This is a genomic window from Sphingobium wenxiniae (assembly GCF_007830065.1).
Taxonomy (GTDB): domain Bacteria; phylum Pseudomonadota; class Alphaproteobacteria; order Sphingomonadales; family Sphingomonadaceae; genus Sphingobium; species Sphingobium wenxiniae.
In genome coordinates this window covers 90,351-109,451 of the sequence record NZ_VLKK01000003.1, presented here as the reverse complement: position 1 = coordinate 109,451, position 19,101 = coordinate 90,351, and the positions used below count along the sequence as shown (strand labels likewise).

General features: G+C 63.3%; 17 protein-coding genes and 3 tRNA genes. 9 read left to right on the top strand and 11 right to left on the bottom strand.

The features are described 5' to 3' along the window. The first annotated feature begins 125 nt into the window (after nt 1–125). Together IQ35_RS04840 and rsmD are read left to right on the top strand one after the other, a co-directional pair. Nucleotides 126–1,040 (top strand): pseudouridine synthase, encoded by a 915-nt coding sequence (locus tag IQ35_RS04840; protein ID WP_145072130.1) that lies wholly within the window; start codon nt 126–128, stop codon nt 1,038–1,040. An 88-nt stretch (nt 1,041–1,128) separates the two neighbouring features. Next, nucleotides 1,129–1,668 carry a 16S rRNA (guanine(966)-N(2))-methyltransferase RsmD gene (rsmD, locus tag IQ35_RS04835; protein ID WP_021246692.1) on the top strand — a complete coding sequence of 180 codons (540 nt, stop codon included), beginning with the start codon at nt 1,129–1,131 and terminating at the stop codon, nt 1,666–1,668. A gap of 78 nt (nt 1,669–1,746) precedes the next feature. Here the strand turns inward: rsmD and IQ35_RS04830 are convergent, their stop codons facing one another. Together IQ35_RS04830 and IQ35_RS04825 are read right to left on the bottom strand one after the other, a co-directional pair. Beyond that, entirely contained in the window at nt 1,747–2,109 is a 363-nt protein-coding gene (locus IQ35_RS04830; protein ID WP_031292096.1) for a hypothetical protein, read from the bottom strand. Nucleotides 2,110–2,241: 132 nt separating this feature from the next. Then, nucleotides 2,242–2,637 (bottom strand): GFA family protein, encoded by a 396-nt coding sequence (locus IQ35_RS04825; protein ID WP_021246694.1) that lies wholly within the window; start codon nt 2,635–2,637, stop codon nt 2,242–2,244. A gap of 104 nt (nt 2,638–2,741) precedes the next feature. Here IQ35_RS04825 and IQ35_RS04820 point away from each other — a divergent pair, with 104 nt between their 5' ends. Continuing rightward, on the top strand, nt 2,742–5,018 hold the full coding sequence (locus tag IQ35_RS04820; RefSeq protein WP_145072129.1) for an ATP-dependent helicase: 2,277 nt from the start codon (nt 2,742–2,744) through the stop codon (nt 5,016–5,018). Nucleotides 5,019–5,251: 233 nt separating this feature from the next. Here the strand turns inward: IQ35_RS04820 and IQ35_RS04815 are convergent. The 3 genes from IQ35_RS04815 to IQ35_RS04805 all read right to left on the bottom strand — a co-directional run bounded on the left by IQ35_RS04815 (nt 5,252) and on the right by IQ35_RS04805 (nt 5,891). Next, a tRNA-Ala gene (locus tag IQ35_RS04815) sits at nt 5,252–5,327 on the bottom strand. A gap of 61 nt (nt 5,328–5,388) precedes the next feature. Further along, nucleotides 5,389–5,464: transfer RNA gene (locus IQ35_RS04810), tRNA-Ala, on the bottom strand. Between the two features lie 91 nt (nt 5,465–5,555). Continuing rightward, entirely contained in the window at nt 5,556–5,891 is a 336-nt protein-coding gene (locus IQ35_RS04805) for a TIGR02300 family protein (protein WP_021246696.1), read from the bottom strand. A 149-nt stretch (nt 5,892–6,040) separates the two neighbouring features. Here IQ35_RS04805 and aroA point away from each other — a divergent pair, with 149 nt between their 5' ends. The 5 genes from aroA to IQ35_RS04780 all read left to right on the top strand — a co-directional run bounded on the left by aroA (nt 6,041) and on the right by IQ35_RS04780 (nt 10,481). Beyond that, complete coding sequence (gene aroA, locus IQ35_RS04800) at nt 6,041–7,381, top strand: 3-phosphoshikimate 1-carboxyvinyltransferase (protein ID WP_145072128.1); 1,341 nt, start codon at nt 6,041–6,043, stop codon at nt 7,379–7,381. Then, a complete protein-coding gene (locus IQ35_RS04795) occupies nt 7,378–8,010 on the top strand; it encodes a (d)CMP kinase (RefSeq protein ID WP_145072127.1) in 633 nt (210 codons plus the stop codon). Before aroA ends, IQ35_RS04795 begins: the two co-directional genes overlap by 4 nt. A gap of 176 nt (nt 8,011–8,186) precedes the next feature. After that, on the top strand, nt 8,187–9,899 hold the full coding sequence (rpsA, locus tag IQ35_RS04790; protein WP_021246699.1) for a 30S ribosomal protein S1: 1,713 nt from the start codon (nt 8,187–8,189) through the stop codon (nt 9,897–9,899). A 162-nt stretch (nt 9,900–10,061) separates the two neighbouring features. Further along, complete coding sequence (locus IQ35_RS04785) at nt 10,062–10,349, top strand: integration host factor subunit beta (RefSeq protein WP_145072126.1); 288 nt, start codon at nt 10,062–10,064, stop codon at nt 10,347–10,349. Between the two features lie 46 nt (nt 10,350–10,395). Then, nucleotides 10,396–10,481: transfer RNA gene (locus IQ35_RS04780), tRNA-Leu, on the top strand. Between the two features lie 20 nt (nt 10,482–10,501). Here IQ35_RS04780 and IQ35_RS04775 read toward each other — a convergent pair. The 6 genes from IQ35_RS04775 to IQ35_RS04750 form a co-directional block, all read right to left on the bottom strand. After that, the gene (locus tag IQ35_RS04775; protein ID WP_021246701.1) at nt 10,502–11,317 is read right to left on the bottom strand and encodes a universal stress protein; all 816 of its coding nucleotides are present in this window, start codon (nt 11,315–11,317) and stop codon (nt 10,502–10,504) included. An 85-nt stretch (nt 11,318–11,402) separates the two neighbouring features. Further along, nucleotides 11,403–11,798, bottom strand: coding sequence for a hypothetical protein (locus IQ35_RS04770; RefSeq protein WP_158636582.1), 396 nt, complete (start codon nt 11,796–11,798; stop codon nt 11,403–11,405). A gap of 313 nt (nt 11,799–12,111) precedes the next feature. Continuing rightward, a complete protein-coding gene (locus IQ35_RS04765; RefSeq protein ID WP_145072124.1) occupies nt 12,112–12,603 on the bottom strand; it encodes a methylated-DNA--[protein]-cysteine S-methyltransferase in 492 nt (163 codons plus the stop codon). 33 nt (nt 12,604–12,636) lie between these two features. Then, complete coding sequence (locus IQ35_RS04760; RefSeq protein WP_021246704.1) at nt 12,637–14,064, bottom strand: efflux transporter outer membrane subunit; 1,428 nt, start codon at nt 14,062–14,064, stop codon at nt 12,637–12,639. Between the two features lie 7 nt (nt 14,065–14,071). Continuing rightward, a complete protein-coding gene (locus IQ35_RS04755; RefSeq protein WP_145072123.1) occupies nt 14,072–17,224 on the bottom strand; it encodes an efflux RND transporter permease subunit in 3,153 nt (1,050 codons plus the stop codon). A 3-nt stretch (nt 17,225–17,227) separates the two neighbouring features. Then, on the bottom strand, nt 17,228–18,376 hold the full coding sequence (locus IQ35_RS04750) for an efflux RND transporter periplasmic adaptor subunit (protein WP_021246706.1): 1,149 nt from the start codon (nt 18,374–18,376) through the stop codon (nt 17,228–17,230). A gap of 122 nt (nt 18,377–18,498) precedes the next feature. Between IQ35_RS04750 and IQ35_RS04745 the strand changes: the two genes are divergently transcribed. Next, a complete protein-coding gene (locus IQ35_RS04745) occupies nt 18,499–19,086 on the top strand; it encodes a TetR/AcrR family transcriptional regulator (RefSeq protein WP_021246707.1) in 588 nt (195 codons plus the stop codon). Nucleotides 19,087–19,101 lie beyond the last annotated feature (15 nt).

Below are 19,101 nucleotides of genomic sequence, written 5' to 3'. Positions count from 1 at the left end.
ATGCGCTTGGTTTCCGTCCCGCGGGCCATCCAGCCTCGCGCAAGCGCCCGCTCGGCACCGTTCGTCACATTGCCGGCACTCTCCCGATATGGGGAGAGCCAGTTGCCGCGAAAAGGAATTGAGCCGTGGAACCGCCAAAAAAATCAGGACCGCGCCACCGGCCGCGCTCCGGCGCTCAAAAGCCCGGCGACGGTCGCGCGCGCACCGGCCCGCGTTCGCCCCGTCCTGCTCCCGGCAAACCCAGGGCAGCGGCTCCCCACGCCGCCAATCCGCACCCGGCCCGCGCTGCCGCCAGCGCCGGCGGCAAGGCGGAACCGCAGCGCATCGCCAAGCTGCTCGCCCGCGCCGGCGTGGCGTCCCGCCGCGAAATCGAGCGGATGATCGCGGAAGGCCGCATCGCGCTGAACGGCGAGGCCGTCGCCACGCCCGCGACCCTGCTCGCCTCGCTGCATGGCGTGACGGTCGACGGCGTGCCGGTGAATCAGCCTGCGCCCACGCGCCTCTTCCTGTTCCACAAGCCGTCGGGTTTCCTGACCACGGAGCGCGATCCGAAGGGACGCCCCACCATCTACGACAAGCTGCCAGCCGACCTGCCGCGCGTCATGCCGATCGGGCGGCTCGACATGACGACCGAAGGGCTGCTGCTCCTCACCACCGATGGCGAATTCAAGCGTCAGATGGAACTGCCCGCCACGGGCGTCCCCCGCACCTATCGCGCCCGCGCCTTCGGCGAAGTCAGCCAGAACCAGTTGGAAGACCTGTTCGAGGGGATAGAGATAGACGGCATCCGCTACGGCCAGATCGAAGCCAATCTGGAGCGCCGAACCGGCCGCAACCAATGGATCGAAATGACCCTGACGGAGGGCAAGAACCGCGAGGTCCGCCGGGTGCTGGAGCATCTGGGCCTTCAGGTGAATCGCCTGATCCGCACCAGCTATGGCCCTTTCCATCTGGGCGAGCTGGCCTCCGGAGCGGTGGAGGAGGTGCGGCAGCACGACCTCATCCTCTTCCGCAAAAGCTTGAAGGGGACGAAGGGCTGAATCAGCCTGGCCGGCACGGCGGAAGAGGCCTGCGCAACGTCCGCCGCCCGATCTTTCATACAACACCAGCAACACGGAAACTGGAATCATGAGAATCATCGCAGGACAGTGGCGCGGACGCCCCCTTGCCGCTCCGAAGGGCGACGCTACGCGCCCTACGGCGGACCGTACCCGCGAAACCCTCTTTTCGATGCTCTTGAGCCGTCTCGGATCGTTCGAGGGGCTGGCGGTCGGCGATTTCTTCGCCGGATCCGGCGCGCTCGGATTCGAGGCGCTCTCGCGCGGCGCGGCAAGCTGCCTTTTCGTGGAGCAGGATCGCGCCGCCATCGACTCGATCCGCGCCAATGGCGACCGGCTGGGCGTCCGCCCCGACATCCGCCAGAGCAGCGTCCTTTCGCTCGGTCTGGCGAGCACGCCGCTGGACCTGATCTTCATGGACCCGCCCTATGGCACGGGTGCGGGCGTGGTGGCGCTGGACAAGCTTCACCGTCTGGGGTGGACCGGCCCCGCCACGTGGATCAGCATCGAAACGGACCGGCGCGAGGATGTGGAAGTCAAGGGCTTCACGGTGGAAACCACGCGCGACATAGGGAAAGCGCGCCTCACCCTGCTTCGGATCGAAGGATAGCCGTCCTCGCGAACGACAACAATGGATCGAGCCGGGCAGGCGGCGATCATCGCCTCCCACCTGGCCCGGATAGTCCGATCACCGCGGCTTGCGCGCCTTCTTCACCTTTCTCGCATCACCCGGATTGATGCAGCTATCCTGCACGGTCCTGCTGCAAACCGGATAATCCTTCGCATCGGTTGGAGGCGGCGTCATATTGCCGCCCGTCGTCACGGGATTGGCGGATGAACCGACGGGCGCGCTGGGGTCATTGGGAACCCCGGCGGGCGCGGGCTGCATGTCCTCACCGGGCGGCACGGAACCCGTGGGCTGACCCGCATTGGGATCGGCCGGAGGCGGAGGAGGAGCCGCCGTCATGGGCGTGTCCTGCGCGATCGCTCCGCCGGTCATCGCGGCGGCGACGGACATCATGGCGGCGGCTGCCAGCATCATCGGTTTCATCAGGATCATCCTTCCTTGTTCTCATGTCGCCCCGTTCTGCTATTCGGGCGGATCAAGAACCGGAATCATGACGCTGACGTTCCGGCCATGGCGACGAAGCGTTGCTCAGGCGCCATCAAATGCGGCCTGCCCTCAACCCGCAGGGAAGCGATCGAATTTGAGGAGGTCATGCGCGCTTTCCATCCAGGGGGCGGCTTCCGCATATTGGATGTGCGCCATGGGCGGAAACAGCGACTGATCGTCCAGCGTGCCGGTCTGGATATCGATCATGTCGGGGAAGATCGCCGGATTGGTATAGAACAGCCCCGTTCCGCACCGGCCGCAAAAATGCCGCGTCGCATCTTCCGAAGATTGATAGCGCACCGGCTGGCCGCTGATCGTCACCTCCGCCTGGGCGAACAATGCCCATCCCACCATCGGCGCGCCCGCGCTCCGGCGGCAGTCGGCGCAGTGGCAGAGCGCGCTGTGCACCGGCGCTCCCCGCGCTTCGTAGCGGATGTCGCCGCACTGGCATCGTCCCGTGGCCATGGGCCTTTCTCCTTGCATGATTCTCTTTTTGTTCTCATAATTCGCCAGTCACCGCAAGGGCCGTCCCTTGCTCCTTCATCCCACGCACCCTAGTTGTTCACTCCATGACGCCAGCCGCTCCCTCGCCCACCGATCCCCCCTATCTACAGGGGCTGAATGCGCCGCAGCGCGAAGCGGTTCTGACGACCGAAGGGCCGGTGCTCGTCCTCGCCGGCGCGGGTACGGGCAAGACCGCGGCGCTGACCGCGCGCCTTGCCCACCTCATCGCCACGCGGCGCGCATGGCCATCCGAAATCCTCGCCGTCACCTTCACCAACAAGGCGGCTCGCGAGATGCGCGAGCGCGTGGGCCGGATGATCGGGCCGGCGGTAGAGGGTATGCCCTGGCTCGGCACCTTCCATGCCATCGCGGCGAAGATGCTCCGCCGCCATGCGGAGCTTGTGGGCCTGCAATCCAATTTCACGATCCTCGATACCGACGACCAGTTGCGCCTGATGAAGCAGCTTATCCAGGCGGAGGGCATCGACGAGAAGCGCTGGCCTGCCCGCCAGCTCGGCGGCCTGATCGACCAGTGGAAGAACAAGGGCCTGACGCCCGAAGAGGTCGGCGCGGGCGAAAGCGAAGCCTATGCCCATGGCAAGGGGCAAAAGCTCTACGCAGCCTATCAGGCCCGTCTGCGGGACGTCAACGCCTGCGATTTCGGCGATCTGCTGCTGCATGTGCTGACGATCCTGAAACGCCATCGCGACGTGCTGGAGCAGTATCAGCAGCGTTTCCGCTATATCATGGTGGACGAATATCAGGACACCAACAGCAGCCAGTATCTCTGGCTCCGCCTGCTGGCCCAGCAGCGCAAGAATATCTGCTGCGTGGGTGACGACGACCAGTCGATCTATTCATGGCGTGGCGCGGAAGTCGCCAATATCCTGCGTTTCGAGAAGGATTTCCCCGGCGCGAAGATCGTCCGGCTGGAACAGAATTACCGTTCGACGCCGCACATATTGGGCGCGGCGTCGGGCGTGATCGCGGAAAACGGCAACCGCCTCGGCAAGACGCTCTGGACCGACATCGACGTGGGGGAGAAAGTCCGGGTTATCGGTGTCTGGGACGGCCCGGAAGAAGCCCGCCGCGTCGGGGACGAGATCGAAGCGGTGGAACGCAACGGCGGCTCGCTGGACGACGTCGCCATCCTCGTCCGCGCCCAGCACCAGACCCGCGAATTTGAAGACCGCTTCATCCAGATCGGCCTGCCCTATCGGATCGTGGGCGGCTTCCGCTTCTATGAGCGGGCTGAAATCCGGGATGCGCTGGCCTATCTGCGCCTCGTCAACCAGCCTGCCGACGATCTTGCCTTCGAACGGATCGTCAACGTCCCCAAGCGCGGGCTGGGCGATAAGGCCGTGGAGAAGCTTCACCGCCTCGCACGGGCCGAAGCCATCCCCCTTGCGCTCGCCGCCGCCCGCATCCTCGACACGGACGAGATGACGCCGCAGGCCCGCCGGTCACTGGGGGCGTTCATCGGCGATCTCGCCCGCTGGCGCGACCGGGCGGCGCAGCTTCCCCATGCGGAACTCGCCCGCCAGATCCTCGACGAAAGCGGCTATACCGCGATGCTCCAGGCTGAACGCACGGCCGAAAGCGCGGGACGGCTTGAAAACCTCAACGAACTCACGCGCGCCATGGAGGAATATGAGACGCTGGGCGCGTTCCTTGAGCATGTGTCGCTGGTCATGGACAATGAGGCGCAGGCGGAAGAACGCAAGGTCACGATCATGACCATGCACGCCGCCAAGGGGCTGGAGTTCGACACGGTCTTCCTTGCGGGCTGGGAAGAGGGGCTGTTCCCTTCGCAGCGCGCGCTCGACGAAGGGGGACTCAACGCGCTGGAGGAGGAACGCCGCCTCGCCTATGTCGCAATCACGCGCGCGCGCAGGCGGTGCGTCATCTTCCACGCCGCGAACCGCCGCATCTACGGCCAGTGGACCAGTTCCATCCCTTCCCGTTTCGTCGGCGAATTGCCGGGCGAGCATGTAGAGGAGGAAAGCAGCATGGCGGGCGGCGCGTCGCTCTGGCGCGCCAACTGGTCGGAGCGGGCCGATCCCTTCGCCGATGTGCAGCGCGGGACCGGCCGTGGTCCGGGCTGGCAGCGCGCCCAGCAAAGCGGACAATTCACGCGTGAGCCGGTGCGAATCGTGGAGGCCCGCGCTTCAGCCGTTTCGCTGGGCAACAAGGGACGGGACGACATGGCGGTGGGACTGCGGGTCTTCCACCAGAAATTCGGCTATGGGACAGTGGCGGAGATCGAGGGCAACAAGCTGGAAATCGACTTCGAAACCGCGGGACGCAAGCGGGTGATGGACAGCTTCGTCAACCCGGCCTGACCTTACAGGAATGCGCCGGGAAGGATGCGTTACCCTGGCGAGGCCCGCCAAATAGAAGTCCTGAGGCTTAACTTCGCATATTTTTGCAGGATGGGACATGGTCGTGGCCGGCAATTCCCACTCCTCTCTCCAAATATGAGAGCCGGCGCTTCACGGGCCCCTCAATAAGCTCCGCACGGATAGGCAAGACGGCATGGCCACCACGATTTGATGAACCGATGTAAGGGGAAGCCTGGTGGAGCCTAGCGGGATCGAACCGCTGACCTCCTGCATGCCATGCAGGCGCTCTCCCAGCTGAGCTAAGGCCCCATCCGATGCAGCCCAAGGATCGAACGCTTGGGGTCAACCGGCTGACTTTGAAATAGTAAGATGGTGGAGCCTAGCGGGATCGAACCGCTGACCTCCTGCATGCCATGCAGGCGCTCTCCCAGCTGAGCTAAGGCCCCGTTCCCATCTTCGAAACGCCGCCTGGGAAGCAGCGTCTTGGGAGCGCTGCCTCTAGAGGGCAGCGGTCCCATTGGCAAGTGCAAAAATCACTTAGTTGTCGTCGTCGCCACTGTCCTTGGCGGCGTCGACGCCAAGGTCGTCATCGCCGCCCAGATCGACATCATTGTCCGGCGAATCGCCGTCGTCATCGACGTCCAGATCCAGATCCAGATCGTCATCGGCCGTTTCCAACTCGCCATCGGCGGTTTCGATGACTTTCTTGGGCGCTTCCTCATAAGGCAGCGGCTGCTTCGACTTGAGCACCGGCTCGGGTTCCCAGGCGTTGCCGCAGTTGATACAGGTGACCGGGTCGTCCTTGCCCAGGTCATAGAAGCGCGTGGCGCATTTCGGGCAGGTACGCTTCGTGCCCCATTCAGCCTTGACCATGTCCGGCCTTGTCCTTCTTCGAAAGTGCTCAAATAGAAATCACGCGGCGCGACAACGTCGCCCGCGAAGCGTCGGGCGCCTTGCCATAGCGGAACCGCGCTGTCAAAAGCCGGGCGCATTTTTTTCCTTATCCTTGTAACGGATTGCATGTGACCGCTTCCTTAGACCAGCCCGCCCCCATGACCTTCACCGCCGCGCCTCCGCTGGCCGGCTCCGTCACCGTGCCGGGAGACAAGAGCATTTCGCATCGCTCCCTCATGCTGTCGGCCCTCGCCGTCGGCGAAAGCCGGATCGAGGGGCTGCTGGAGGGCGAGGACGTGCTGGCCACCGCCGCCGCGATGCGCGCCATGGGCGCCGACATCCAGCGCGCCGATAGCGGCATCTGGCACGTCCATGGCGTCGGCGTGGGCGGATTGCTCCAGCCGCAGTCCGCGCTCGACATGGGCAACAGCGGCACGTCCACCCGTCTGCTCATGGGCCTGATCGCCGGCCATGCCATCACCGCGACCTTCACCGGCGACGCCTCGCTCAGCAAGCGGCCGATGGGCCGAGTCACCGAGCCGCTTTCCCGCATGGGCGCGCGCTTCACGGCCAGCCCCGGCGACCGCCTGCCCCTGACCATGCGCGGCCTGTGCCCCGCCGTGCCGCTTGACTATCGCCTTCCCGTCGCATCGGCGCAGGTCAAATCGGCCATCCTGCTGGCGGGGCTCAACGCGCCGGGCATCACGCGCATCGTGGAACCCATTCCTACCCGGGATCATAGCGAGCGTATGCTCAAGGGCTTCGGCGCGGAACTGAACGTGGAGATCGAGGGCGACGGCACGCGCATCATCACCCTGCGCGGCGAAGCGGAACTGCGGCCGCAGTCCATCATCGTGCCCGGCGATCCCTCCTCCGCCGCCTTTCCCATGGTGGCGGCCCTGCTGGTGCCCGGTTCGCGCATCTTCATCGCCAATGTCGGCCTCAACGCGACTCGCGCGGGGCTGATCGACCTGCTGCGCGACATGGGCGGCGATATCGTCGTGGAGAATGCGCGCGAAGTCGGCGGCGAACCGGTCGGCGACCTGATCGTCAGCGCCTCCAGCCTCAAGGGCATCGAACCGGACCCGGCGCTCGCGCCATCGATGATCGACGAATATCCGGTAGCGTTCATCGCGGCGGCGCTGGCGGAGGGGCGCAGCGTCTTCCGCGGCCTGGAAGAGTTGCGCGTCAAGGAATCGGACCGCATCGCCACCATGGCCGCCGGTCTGCGCGCCATCGGCGTCTCCGTCGAAGAACTGGAAGACGGCATCATCATCGAAGGAAGCGGCGGCACGCCGCTTATGGGAGGCGGCCCCATCGCCACCCGGCTGGACCACCGCATCGCCATGAGTTTCGCCATCGCCGGCCTCGTATCGGCGAAAGGCGTCACCATCGACGATATGCGGCCGGTGGCGACGAGCTTTCCCGGTTTCACCGCCCTGCTCCACTCCCTGGGAGCGATGGCATGACCATTATCGCCGTCGACGGCCCCGCCGCTTCGGGCAAGGGCACGATCGCCAGGGCGCTTGCCCGCCACTATGGATTGCCCTGCCTTGATACCGGGCTGCTCTATCGGGCGGTCGGGCTTTCCGTTCTGAAGGCGGGCGGCGATCCCGATCACGAGGCCGACGCGCTGGCGGCCTGTGATTTCGACGCCCCCCTTCTCGACGATCCGGCCCTGCGCAGCGAAGCGGTGGGATCGCTCGCCTCGCGCGTTTCCGTTCATCCAGGCGTTCGGCAGGCGCTGGTCCAGCGCCAGCGCGATTTCGCCACGCAGCCGGGCGGCGCGATATTGGACGGGCGGGATATCGGCACGGTCATCGCGCCCGACGCGGACGCCAAGATCTTCGTGACCGCCAGCGTCCATGTGCGGGCCCGCCGCCGCTATGACGACGCCCTGGCCCATGGCGGCCACCCTGATATGGACAGCCTGATCGCCGACATCCAGGCGCGCGACACGCGGGACATGAGCCGCGATCACGCCCCGCTCCGCATGGCGGACGGAGCGGACTTGCTAGATACGAGCGATTTGACTATAGAAGCAGCCATCCGGCAGGCCATCGCGCTTGTGGATGCTCAGCTTGAAGGTCGCCGGTAAGGTCTGACCCGTCAAGGCGTGCGGTGCTTCCGCGCGCCCTTTTCGCTTTTCTCGCCTGTGCGTCCGCACGCCATGTCCCGCGGATGCCTGTGGCGCGTTCGGCGGCATGGGCAGTTTGGCCAAAGACCATCGGACACAACCGATTGGCCAGCAATGATGAGTGAAGGACCGACTTAATGGCCTCTACGGCATTCCCCTCGCGCGACGATTTCGCCGCGCTTCTCAATGATTCCCTCGGTGGCGAGGATGGCGGCTTCGAAGGCCGCGTCGTCAAAGGCACCGTTACCGGCATCGAAAACGACCTCGCCGTCATCGACGTCGGCCTCAAGAGCGAAGGCCGCGTGCCGCTGCGCGAATTCGCCGCGCCGGGCCAGAAGGCTGACCTCAAGGTCGGCGACGAAGTCGAAGTCTATGTCGACCGCGTCGAAAACGCCCATGGCGAAGCGATGCTGTCGCGCGACCGCGCCCGCCGCGAAGCCGCCTGGGACAAGCTCGAAGCAGAATTCACCGAAAGCGCCCGCGTCGAAGGCGTCATCTTCGGCCGCGTCAAGGGCGGCTTCACCGTCGACCTCGACGGCGCCGTGGCCTTTCTGCCCGGTTCGCAGGTCGATATCCGCCCCGTGCGCGACGTCACGCCGCTGATGGACATTCCCCAGCCCTTCCAGATCCTCAAAATGGATCGCCGTCGCGGCAACATCGTCGTGTCGCGCCGCGCCATCCTCGAAGAAACCCGCGCCGAACAGCGCAGCGGTCTCATCCAGACGCTGGCCGAGGGCCAGATCATCGAAGGCGTGGTCAAGAACATCACCGATTACGGCGCGTTCGTTGACCTCGGCGGCATTGACGGCCTGCTGCACGTCACCGACCTCAGCTACAAGCGGATCAACCATCCGAGCGAAATGATCAACATCGGCGATACCGTCCGCGTGCAAATCATCCGCATCAACCGCGACACGCAGCGCATCAGCCTCGGCATGAAGCAGCTCGAAAGCGATCCGTGGGAAGGCGCCGCCGCCAAGTACCCGGTCGGCGCGAAGCTGTCGGGCCGCGTCACCAACATCACCGAATATGGTGCGTTCGTGGAGCTGGAGCCGGGCATCGAAGGCCTGGTCCACGTCTCCGAAATGTCCTGGACCAAGAAGAACGTCCACCCCGGCAAGATCGTTTCGACCAGCCAGGAAGTGGAGGTCATCGTCCTCGAAGTCGATCCGGAAAAGCGCCGCATCTCGCTTGGTCTCAAGCAGGCCCAGTCGAATCCCTGGGACAGCTTTGCCGAGAAGCACCCGGTTGGCTCGACCGTCGAAGGCGAAGTCAAGAACGCAACCGAATTCGGCCTGTTCATCGGCCTCGACGGCGATGTGGACGGCATGGTCCACATGTCCGACATCGCCTGGGGCATTTCGGGCGAAGACGCGCTGGCGCTGCACCGCAAGGGCGAGATGGTTCAGGCCGTCGTTCTCGACATCGACATCGAGAAGGAACGCATCAGCCTGGGCATGAAGCAGCTTGAGCGTGGCGGTCCGGCCGCTGGGGGCACCGCCGCCGCTGCCGCCGGCCTGTCGAAGAACTCGATCGTCACCGTGACGGTTCTGGAAGTGCGCGACGGCGGCCTGGAAGTCCAGGCTGGCGAAGATGGCGCCGCTGGCTTCATCAAGCGCAGCGATCTGGGTCGCGACCGCGACGAACAGCGTCCGGAACGCTTCCAGATCGGCCAGAAGTTCGACGCCATGGTAACCGGTTTCGACCGCGCCAAGAAGCCGACCTTCTCGGTCAAGGCGATGCAGATCGCCGAAGAGAAGCAGGCGGTGGCGCAGTACGGTTCGTCCGACAGCGGCGCGTCGTTGGGCGACATCCTGGGCGAAGCGCTCAAGGCGAAGAGCGAAGGCTAAGCCTTACTCTTTTGAGATATTGAAGAAAAAATGCTCATCGGATATTTAGTCCGATGAGCATTTTTTATATCGTTTTTCGGGCGAAACGAATAACGTAGTCGTTAATATCTTTGCCGATTCCCTATTAAATGGGGCGAAACCAAAAGGATGAGGGAGGGTCAGATGATCCGTTCTGAACTGATCCAGAAGTTAGCCGAAGAAAATCCGGAGCTTGGACTTCAGGATGTTGAGAGGATCGTCGATCTTTTTTTCAAGGAGATCGTGGATCAGCTATCGTCGGGCGGAAGAGTCGAATTGCGCGGCTTTGGCGCCTTCACGACGCGCGAAAGAGAGGCGCGAACCGGCCGGAATCCGCGCACGGGTGAGCCGGTGCCCGTCTCCGCCAAGCGTGTTCCCTATTTCAAACCCGGCAAGGAAATGCGGGAACGTCTCAACAAAGCATCCGCCTGAAGGCGTCGCTTGACGTCCCGTCCTGGACGCTTCAGGGAAGCAGCGCGCGGACGTGGCGAAATCGGTAGACGCAGCGGACTTAAAATCCGCTTTCCCCTGGAAGTGCGGGTTCGAGTCCCGCCGTCCGCACCAACTGGTGCTCTGGCCCTGCTTCAATGCGCGAGCAAAAGCGGGATACGCGTTTCCCGCAACATTCGCCGTGTGACCCCGCCGAAAACCAGTTCGCGCAAACGGCTATGGCCAAAAGCGCCCATGACGACCCAATCCGCCGCCAGCGAACTTATCGCATCAAGCAGAACCGCCTCCACCGCGTCCCCCCCGCGCGGCCAGCTGTGCATCTGAACGGAAACATCGTGCCGGGAAAGATATTCCGGCGCCTCGGTCGAGGGAAATGCCCGCTTGTCGGCTTCCTCAACCGTCACCACATGCACTTCCCGCGCCAGCCGCAACAGGGGGATCGCCGCCTTGATGGCGGATGCGGCTTCCTGGGACCCATCCCAGGCAACGACGGCCCGTCCTGAAATTGCGAAGGATTTCGCGGATTGCGGCATGGCGAGTACGGGCGTCCGGCCGCCCAGCGCCAGGTCGGGAACAATCGGGAGAGGGTCCTGGAAATCCTTGCGCGCGCCTTCCGGCAAAGTCGCAACGATGACATCGGACAGTCTGGCCGCCCTCAACAGCGCGCTAACGGTTTCGCCGTCCACGTGCCGCCACTCCCAGCTTACCCCTTCCCGCTTCAACCGATCCTCGATCTGTATGCGCAGCCGGTCGTCGATCTGCCGCAACTCCTCGGTGATGGCTGGAGCGAAAGCGGCGCCGCCATATATATCCGCTGCCATAAGGCTCGGGGCCGATCGAACCTGCACGCATTGAATATGCGCTTCGCAGCTACGGGCCAGATCGCACGCCGCCTGAAGGCGGCTTTCCGCCCCCAGATCGTCATGAATATGCAGCAGAGCCGATTTCATCCTTCGTCTCCCGGCTAAATCCTCTTTCCTCCCTTTTAGCAGAATGACGGCGCTTTTTCACCATCAGGAAAGGCCGCTCCAGCTATCAGAGGGAAGCGGCGTGGGGTATCGCCATGCCCTCCTGACAGGCTCGGGCGAAATATCCGCTCAATTCGGCATGTTTTGCGGGCATGAGGTCGATGCGGAGATGCATTTCGATCTCCGCATCGCCCACGCGCCTGCGATAAAGGCGCAAGGACGCGTTGGAATACATCTGCTTTATCAGCGTGAACAGGCGCTCCTCCCGTAAACCGGAAACATCGGACGCGTCCGCCACGGTATAAGGCACGCCGTGCGACGCATGGATGTAGATGTCCGTCAAAATACTGAGTTGCGGGTCAGGGAGCGATTGTGCGGTGAGGCGGGCCGAAACGGCCAAGGCTCCGAAATAGGCCGCACGGGCAAACTCGCCCCGCAGAGCCTGCGGCGGTCCCTTTTCCAACGGCTCCCTGCCCCAACGGAAATGCACGCAATTACTCGGTTCGGCGCTTTTTCCCGTTTCAAGCGGTTTCGCGAATCTCGGCTGATTCATGATCCAGTCTCATCTGATTGGTTGATGGGCCAGCAGAATCTCCCATCAAATTTCAAACCTCCCCTTAGGCAGGTTCTTACCGCGCCATGCGGAATTCACGCATTTCGGATAGCCGGGAAAAATCTGAAAAACGACGCACAATATATTGGAAACGGGTAATTTTGGTCTGAACCTAAATCGATGGCTTTCCGCCACGCCTTACCATCTGCGCAAAATTCGCAAATTATGCCGAACCGGCATATCGACGCTCCAGATCAAGCAGGAAGGTCTTGGCGCCCAATCCGCCCGCAAAGCCGGTCAAGGACCCGTTCTTGCCCAGCACACGATGGCAGGGCACGATCATGGAAATGGGATTCCGGCCGTTCGCCGCGCCCACCGCACGTTGCGCCTTGGGCTTGCCGATCCGGTGGGCAAGCTCTTCATAGCTCCACCTTTCCCCATAACCGATGTCCAGCAATGCCTGCCAGACCGCCCGTTGAAAAGGCGTTCCCGCTAAATCCAGCGGCAATTGAAAGCCGCGCCGTTCTCCCGCGAAATACTGGCCAAGCTGCGTTTGCGTCCGCACCAGCAAAGGATGGCTGGCCGATTCCCTCGACAGGGCCACAGGGACGCGCCGGGGATCGTCATCCTCCCACAGAACAGCTTTCAGCCCCCGCTCGCTCGCCACCAGCGTGAGCAGGCCTACGGGAGTCGCAATGACCTTATGCGCCAGCATGGCCGAAATCAGAATCGCGCATCGTGGGAAGTCCTATTGCAGACCTCCTCCCATTGCCCGGTACAATTCGATCATATTGGCTGTCCGCGCCAAGCGGGTGGCCAAAAGGCTCTGTTCCGCCGCATAAAGCGCGCGCTGGGCGTCGAGAGTGGCCAGAAATCCGTCGATTCCCGCTCGGAAGCGGGCCTCCGACAATGTATAGGCGACGCGGGCGGAATCCCTCAGGGAAGTCTGGGCGTTCAACTGCTCCGTCATCGTGCCCCGGCGCGCCAAGGCGTCGGCCACTTCGCGGAAACCTGTCTGCACGCTCTTCTCATATGTAGCGAGCATCGCGTCGTAAGTAGCGCGCGCATAACGCAAATTGCCCTGATTCCGACCGAAATCGAAGATAGGCACACTGGCCGACGGCGCGACCGACCAATAATCGCTGCCGGATTTGAACAGGTTTGAAAGACCCAGGCTCATCGTGCCGAACGCTGCCGTAAGGGAAATCGTCGGGAAAAAAGCCGCCCTCGCCGCTCCGATATTCGCATTGGCCCCGCGCAGCTGATGCTCCGCCGCCGCAATGTCAGGCCGTCTCAGCAGGAGCGAGGATGGCAGATCGTCCGGCAGGTTGCCCAGCACCACATCGCCTTGCGGCATGGCTTCGGGCAGATCATCAACCCCGATCGTCGTCCCCGCCAGAAGGTTCAGGGCATTTTGATCCTGCGCCACCAGCGTCGTCGCCTGCGCTATATCGGCGCGTGCCTGATCGTAGCTGGTCTGCGCCTGCCGGACTTCCAGTTCCGATGCAATGCCCTTTGCGAAGCGGGATTTGGTCAACTCAAACGTCTTGCCGAATACCCCTTCCAGATCGCGGGCGATTCGCAACCTTTCCTGATCGGCGGCCATGATCATCCATGCCGACGCCACTTCCGCGATCAAGGCCGTCTGGGCGGCATTGCGATTTTCGATGGACGCGAAATATTGCTCCTGCGCGGCCTTGGTGAGGTTCCTCACCCGTCCGAACAGGTCGATTTCCCAAGCCGATATTCCGACCGAAGCGGAATAGATGTCGGTGCGGCCGGACCCGCCCGCTCCTGCCCCCTGTTGCTGGACGAATGGCGTGTCCTGATAGGTTGCGCTGCCGTTAAGGCCGACCGTGGGCAATATATCGGCACGCCGCACTTTGAACTGCGCCCGCGCCTGTTCCACATTGGCCAGCGCTATGCGGAGGTCGCGATTGTTCGCCAGCGTCGTGCCGATGACCCGGACGAGACGCGGATCGACGAAGAAGTCCCTCCACGCCGTATCGGCCGGAACCATCGTTTCTTGCGAACCGGCGGCGGGATAGGCCGCTCCGTCGGGGCTGGCGACTGGAACCGGCAGTTCGGGACGCACATATTTGGGCGCCATGTCGCAAGCCGACAGCGTGACCGCCAGACTCATCGAAAACAGCGCTTTTCCCTTGAGACCGTTCATCTTTCTATCAGCTTTCCTGCGGCCGCAACGCGGCATCGTCCTGAGAATGTCCCGACGGATCATGATGCTGGCGGAACAGCCGCTTCACGACGGTGAAGAAGACCGGCACGAAGAAGATCGCCAACACGGTAGCGGACAGCATCCCGCCGACGACAGCCAGACCGATCGCATTCTGACCGCCCGCGCCGGCGCCCGTGGACACCGCCAGCGGCAGGACGCCGAAGATGAAGGCAAAGCTGGTCATCAGAATGGGACGCAGACGCAGCTTGCCCGCCTCCAGCGCGGCCTGCGCCGGCGCAAGGCCCTGCCGCATCTTTTCCTCGGCGAACTCCACGATCAGAATGGCGTTCTTCGCCGACACGCCGATGGTCGTGATAAGGCCGACCTGAAGGTAGATGCCATTTTCCAGCCCGGCCAACGCCGCCATGAGCACGGCCCCGATCACGCCCAGGGGAACGACCATCATCACCGCCAGAGGAACCGACCAGCTTTCATACAACGCGGCAAGACAGAGGAACACGATCAGCATCGACAGCGCGTAGAGCGCCGGCGCCTGTCCGCCCGAAGTCTTTTCCTCGTAGGAAATGCCGTTCCATTCATAGCTGACGCCCGCCGGCAGCTTCATGGCATGTTCTTCCATCGCCTTCATCGCCTCGCCGCTGCTGACGCCGGGCGCGGGCGCGCCCATGATCTGCATGGAAGGAACGCCATTGAAGCGCTCCAGCCGGGCCGGGCCATGTGTCCATTCCGTCGTGCTGAAGGCCGAGAGCGGCGCCATGGTTCCGCTGCTTCCGCGAACGTGCAGGGCGCCGATGGAGTCCGGACTCGTGCGGAAGGGCGCATCGGCCTGAAGATAGACGCGCTTCACGCGGTTGCGGTCTATGAAGTCGTTGACGTAGGAACTGCCCAGCGCGGTGCTGATCGTGTCGTTGACGTCAGCCTGCGCCATGCCGAGCGCGCCGGCCGCGGCCTGATCGACATTCAGCTTCAACTGGGCCGTATCTTCCAGTCCATTGGGTCTGACCTGCGCCAGGCGCTGGTCGGCCATGGCCATGCCGAGCAGTTGGTTACGCGCTTCCAGCAGCTTTTCGTGGCCTATGCCGCCCACGTCCTTCAACTGGAAGTCGAAGCCCGACGCATTGCCCAATTCCTGAACCGCGGGCGGAACGAAGGCGATGGCCGTGCCCGCCGAAATCTTGCGGAAGGCGGCGTTTGCACGCTGTGCGACGGCATCGACGCTATGGTCCTTGCCTTTGCGTTCGGACCAGTCGCGTAATTTTACGAAGGCAACGCCCACATTCTGCCCCTGCCCCACGAAGCCGAAGCCGGCGAGGGTGAAGATCGACTGCACATCGTGCTTTTCATCCTTCAGATAATAGTCGCGCACCTTCGCCAGGGTGCGTTCCGTCTCCTCCATGGTGGCTCCAGCCGGCAGCGCGACCTGATTGACCATCCGGCCCTGATCCTCGCCGGGCAGGAAGCCCGTGGGCAGACGCAGGAACAGGACGCCCATGCCGACGATGATGGCGGCATAGACCAGCATGGTCCGGCCCCAGCGCCGCTCCACTTTCTCGACACCCCGGCCATAGCGAACGACGCTGCGGTCGAATGTTCTGTTGAACCAGCCGAAAAAGCCCTTCTGCGCGCCATGGCCTTCGCGTTGGGGCCGCAGGATGGTGGCGCACAAGGCCGGAGTTAAAATCAGCGCGACGAGAACCGACAGCACCATCGACGAAACGATGGTGATGGAAAACTGCCGGAAAATGACACCGGTCGACCCGCCGAAAAATGCCATGGGCAGGAACACCGCCGACAACACCAGCCCGATGCCGACCAATGCCCCGCTGATCTCATCCATGGACCGCTTGGCGGCTTCTTTGGGACTAAGCCCCTCCTCCTGGATGATGCGTTCGACATTCTCGACCACGACGATGGCGTCGTCGACCAGCAGCCCGATGGCCAGAACCATGCCGAACAGCGTCAGGGTGTTGATGGTGAAACCGGCGGCATACAATACCGCCAGCGACCCCAGCAGCACGACCGGAACGGCGATGGTCGGAATAAGAGTGGCCCGCCAGTTCTGGAGAAAGATGAACATGACGACGAAGACGAGCATGATCGCTTCGACCAGGGTGTGGATGACCTGTTCGACCGACAGCTTGACGAATGTCGAATTGTCTATCGGGAAGTCATATTTCACCCAGATCGGGAAATTCCTCGAAAGCTCCTTGACCTGCGCCTTGACGGCTTCCACCGTATCCAGCGCATTCGCGCCCGGAGCGAGCTTGATGCCGAATCCCGCCGCCGGATGACCGTTGAACTTCGCTCCGAAGCTGTAATTTTCCGCGCCCAGTTCGACGCGCGCGACGTCAGAAAGATAGACGACCGATCCATCGCTGTTGCTGCGCAGCCGGATTTGCCGGAATTCCTCCGGCGTGCGAAGCCGGGATTGCGCCGTAACCGTGGCGTTGAGCGCCTGCCCCGCCGGCGAGGGCGCGCCCCCGATCTGCCCGGCGGAAATTTGCGCATTCTGCGCCCTGATGGCGTTTTTCACGTCGCCGGTGGTGATCCCCAGATTTGCCATCTTGTAGGGATCGAGCCAGATCCGCATGGCATATTGGGCGCCCAGCAACTGCGTATCCCCCACGCCCTCGACGCGGCTCAACGGATCCTGAAGCGTCGACGCGATGAAATCGCCCGCGTCCATCTGGTCATGGATGCCGTCGTCGGCATAGATGGCCATGACCATCAGAAAGGTCGAGCTGGACTTCGTGACCCGCAGACCTTGCTGCTGCACTTCCTGAGGCAGCAGAGGCGTGGCCTGCGCCAGTTTATTCTGGACCTGGACCTGCGCGATATCGGCGTCGCTTCCCTGCTCGAAGGTCAGCGTAATGGCGAGATTGCCCGCCGAATCGCTCGTCGACGAGAAATAGCGCAGATTGTCGATGCCCTTGAGCTGCTGTTCGATGATCTGCGTCGTCGTGCTTTCCAGCGTTTCTGCGTTGGCGCCGGGATAGATGGCGCTGATGGAAACGGTCGGCGGCGCGATTTCAGGAAACTGCGCCACCGCCAGTCGCTGGATGGACAGCAATCCGGCCAGCATGATGACGATGGCGATGACCCATGCAAAGATGGGCCTGTCGATGAAATAGCGTGCCATGACTTATCGCGCTCCGCCTGCGGGCCGCGTTACCTGTTGGGGCGCGCCGGGACGAACATCCGCGCCGGGGCGCAGGTTCAGCAGCCCTTCCACGATCAGGCGATCGCCTGCCTTCAGGCCGCTGGTCACGATCCATTTGTCCCCTACGGCGCGGTCGAGCTGGACTTCGCGCATCTCCACCTTGTTCCCGGCGTTGACGATCAGGGCCGTGGCGCGGCCCCGCGCATCGCGCGATATGCCCTGCTGAGGAGCCAGGATCGCGTCGCGCCGCTGGCCTTCGACAAGCCTGGCGCGGACATACATTCCCGGCAGCAGCAGGCCGTCCGGATTGGCGAAGGTCGCCCGCAAGGTGACGGCGCCCGAACTCGGATCGACGGTAACTTCGGAAAACTGCATCCTTCCCTCGATCGGATAGACGCTGCCGTTGGGGAGCAGGAGCTGCACGCGCGCGCCGTCCGCTTCGCTCACGCCGCCGCGCTTCAATGCCTGCTTGAGGTTGATGATGTCGGCGGCGGATTGCGTCACGTCGACATAGACCATGTCTGTCCGCTGAATCGTCGCGAGCGGGTCCGCCTGCGCCGTCTGCACGAGCGCGCCGGGAGTAAACAGGGAACGGCCGATCCGGCCGGAAATCGGCGCCTTGATGCGGGTGAAATCCTGGTTCACCTGCGCCGCCTGAACGGCCGCCCGCTGCGCGGAGACATCGGCGCGCGCCTGCTGCGCGGCGGCCATGGCGTTGTCCGCCTCCTGCCGGCTCACGGCATTGATGCCGACCAGTTCCCGGTAACGCTGCGCTTGCAGGCTGGTGGCGCTGATCGACGCCTGCGCCCGTGCCAGATTGCCCTGCGCTTGCGCGAGCGCGGCGCGATAGGGCGCATCGTCGATCTCATAGAGGACCTGCCCCGCCTTTACATAGCCGCCTTCCGTAAAGAGGCGGCGGCGGATCACGCCGCTGATCTGAGGCCGCACTTCGGCCGTTTCCATGGCGGCGATCCGCCCCGGCAGTTCCGCCGTCAAAGGGGCGGTTTCGGCCTTCAACGTCACGACGCCGACGGCAGGCGGCGGTGGAGCGGGCGGCGCTTCCTTGCCACAACCAGTCAGGGCCAGAGCCGACGCGCAGGCCAGCAGTCCGATGATTGTCCCCTTTTGCATCGATCGTCTATCCATTCCGATGGAGTTTGTTGGATTCCGGAATGAACATTCATTCCGCTTGCCGGTCAGGTAAGAAACTGCCATTATCAATTCAAGGGGTTAAAGAGGGGCTGGAAATAAAAATGGTTGCAGTGCAACAGGAACGGAGCGGGCGGGAGCATATCCTGAATACGGCCCGCGACCTGTTCACCACTCACGGTTTTCATCAAACCTCGATGGCCGAACTCGCAGCCGCAGCAAAAATTTCGGTCGGACAGATCTATCGGCTTTTCAAGGGCAAGGAAGACATCATAGAAGCCCTGATAGGCGCGGATATGAAAGACCGCATCGGGAAGATAGAGGAACTCCGTCTCCGCCTCGAAGCAGGGCGGATCAACATCGAACAGACGTTCGAGCATCTCGTTCTGCTGAGTCTTCGCGACAAGGATGAAGCGCTGTCCTTCGACATTCTCGCAGAGGCGTTGCGCAATCGGCCCGTGGGCGAAACCGTAAGCGCCATGTTCCAGCGTTTCCGCCATTTCCTCCGGGATTTCGCGTGCGTGGCCAATCCCGCCCTGTCGGGCGAAGCGCTTGACGGAGCGGAAGAAGTCATTCTCGCCTGTATTTTCGGGCTGGGGCACCGAAGCCTGTCCCTGCCCAATTTGTCCGACGAATGCACGGCGCGCCATGCCGCGCAGATGATCGTCGCCGCATTGAAGGGCGTTAGCTGACGGCCCCTCCTCCTC

Coding starts and splice junctions, on each gene's coding strand:
- IQ35_RS04750 (WP_021246706.1), bottom strand. CDS start 18,376: ATGCAAAAGGGGACAATCATCGGACTGCTGGCCTGCGCGTCGGCTCTG.
- IQ35_RS04825 (WP_021246694.1), bottom strand. CDS start 2,637: ATGGCCACGGGACGATGCCAGTGCGGCGACATCCGCTACGAAGCGCGG.
- rsmD (WP_021246692.1), top strand. CDS start 1,129: ATGAGAATCATCGCAGGACAGTGGCGCGGACGCCCCCTTGCCGCTCCG.
- IQ35_RS04805 (WP_021246696.1), bottom strand. CDS start 5,891: ATGGTCAAGGCTGAATGGGGCACGAAGCGTACCTGCCCGAAATGCGCC.
- IQ35_RS04820 (WP_145072129.1), top strand. CDS start 2,742: ATGACGCCAGCCGCTCCCTCGCCCACCGATCCCCCCTATCTACAGGGG.
- IQ35_RS04755 (WP_145072123.1), bottom strand. CDS start 17,224: ATGGCACGCTATTTCATCGACAGGCCCATCTTTGCATGGGTCATCGCC.
- IQ35_RS04765 (WP_145072124.1), bottom strand. CDS start 12,603: ATGCTGGCGCATAAGGTCATTGCGACTCCCGTAGGCCTGCTCACGCTG.
- IQ35_RS04745 (WP_021246707.1), top strand. CDS start 18,499: ATGGTTGCAGTGCAACAGGAACGGAGCGGGCGGGAGCATATCCTGAAT.
- IQ35_RS04775 (WP_021246701.1), bottom strand. CDS start 11,317: ATGAAATCGGCTCTGCTGCATATTCATGACGATCTGGGGGCGGAAAGC.
- IQ35_RS04830 (WP_031292096.1), bottom strand. CDS start 2,109: ATGAAACCGATGATGCTGGCAGCCGCCGCCATGATGTCCGTCGCCGCC.
- IQ35_RS04785 (WP_145072126.1), top strand. CDS start 10,062: ATGATCCGTTCTGAACTGATCCAGAAGTTAGCCGAAGAAAATCCGGAG.
- IQ35_RS04760 (WP_021246704.1), bottom strand. CDS start 14,064: ATGAACGGTCTCAAGGGAAAAGCGCTGTTTTCGATGAGTCTGGCGGTC.
- IQ35_RS04795 (WP_145072127.1), top strand. CDS start 7,378: ATGACCATTATCGCCGTCGACGGCCCCGCCGCTTCGGGCAAGGGCACG.
- rpsA (WP_021246699.1), top strand. CDS start 8,187: ATGGCCTCTACGGCATTCCCCTCGCGCGACGATTTCGCCGCGCTTCTC.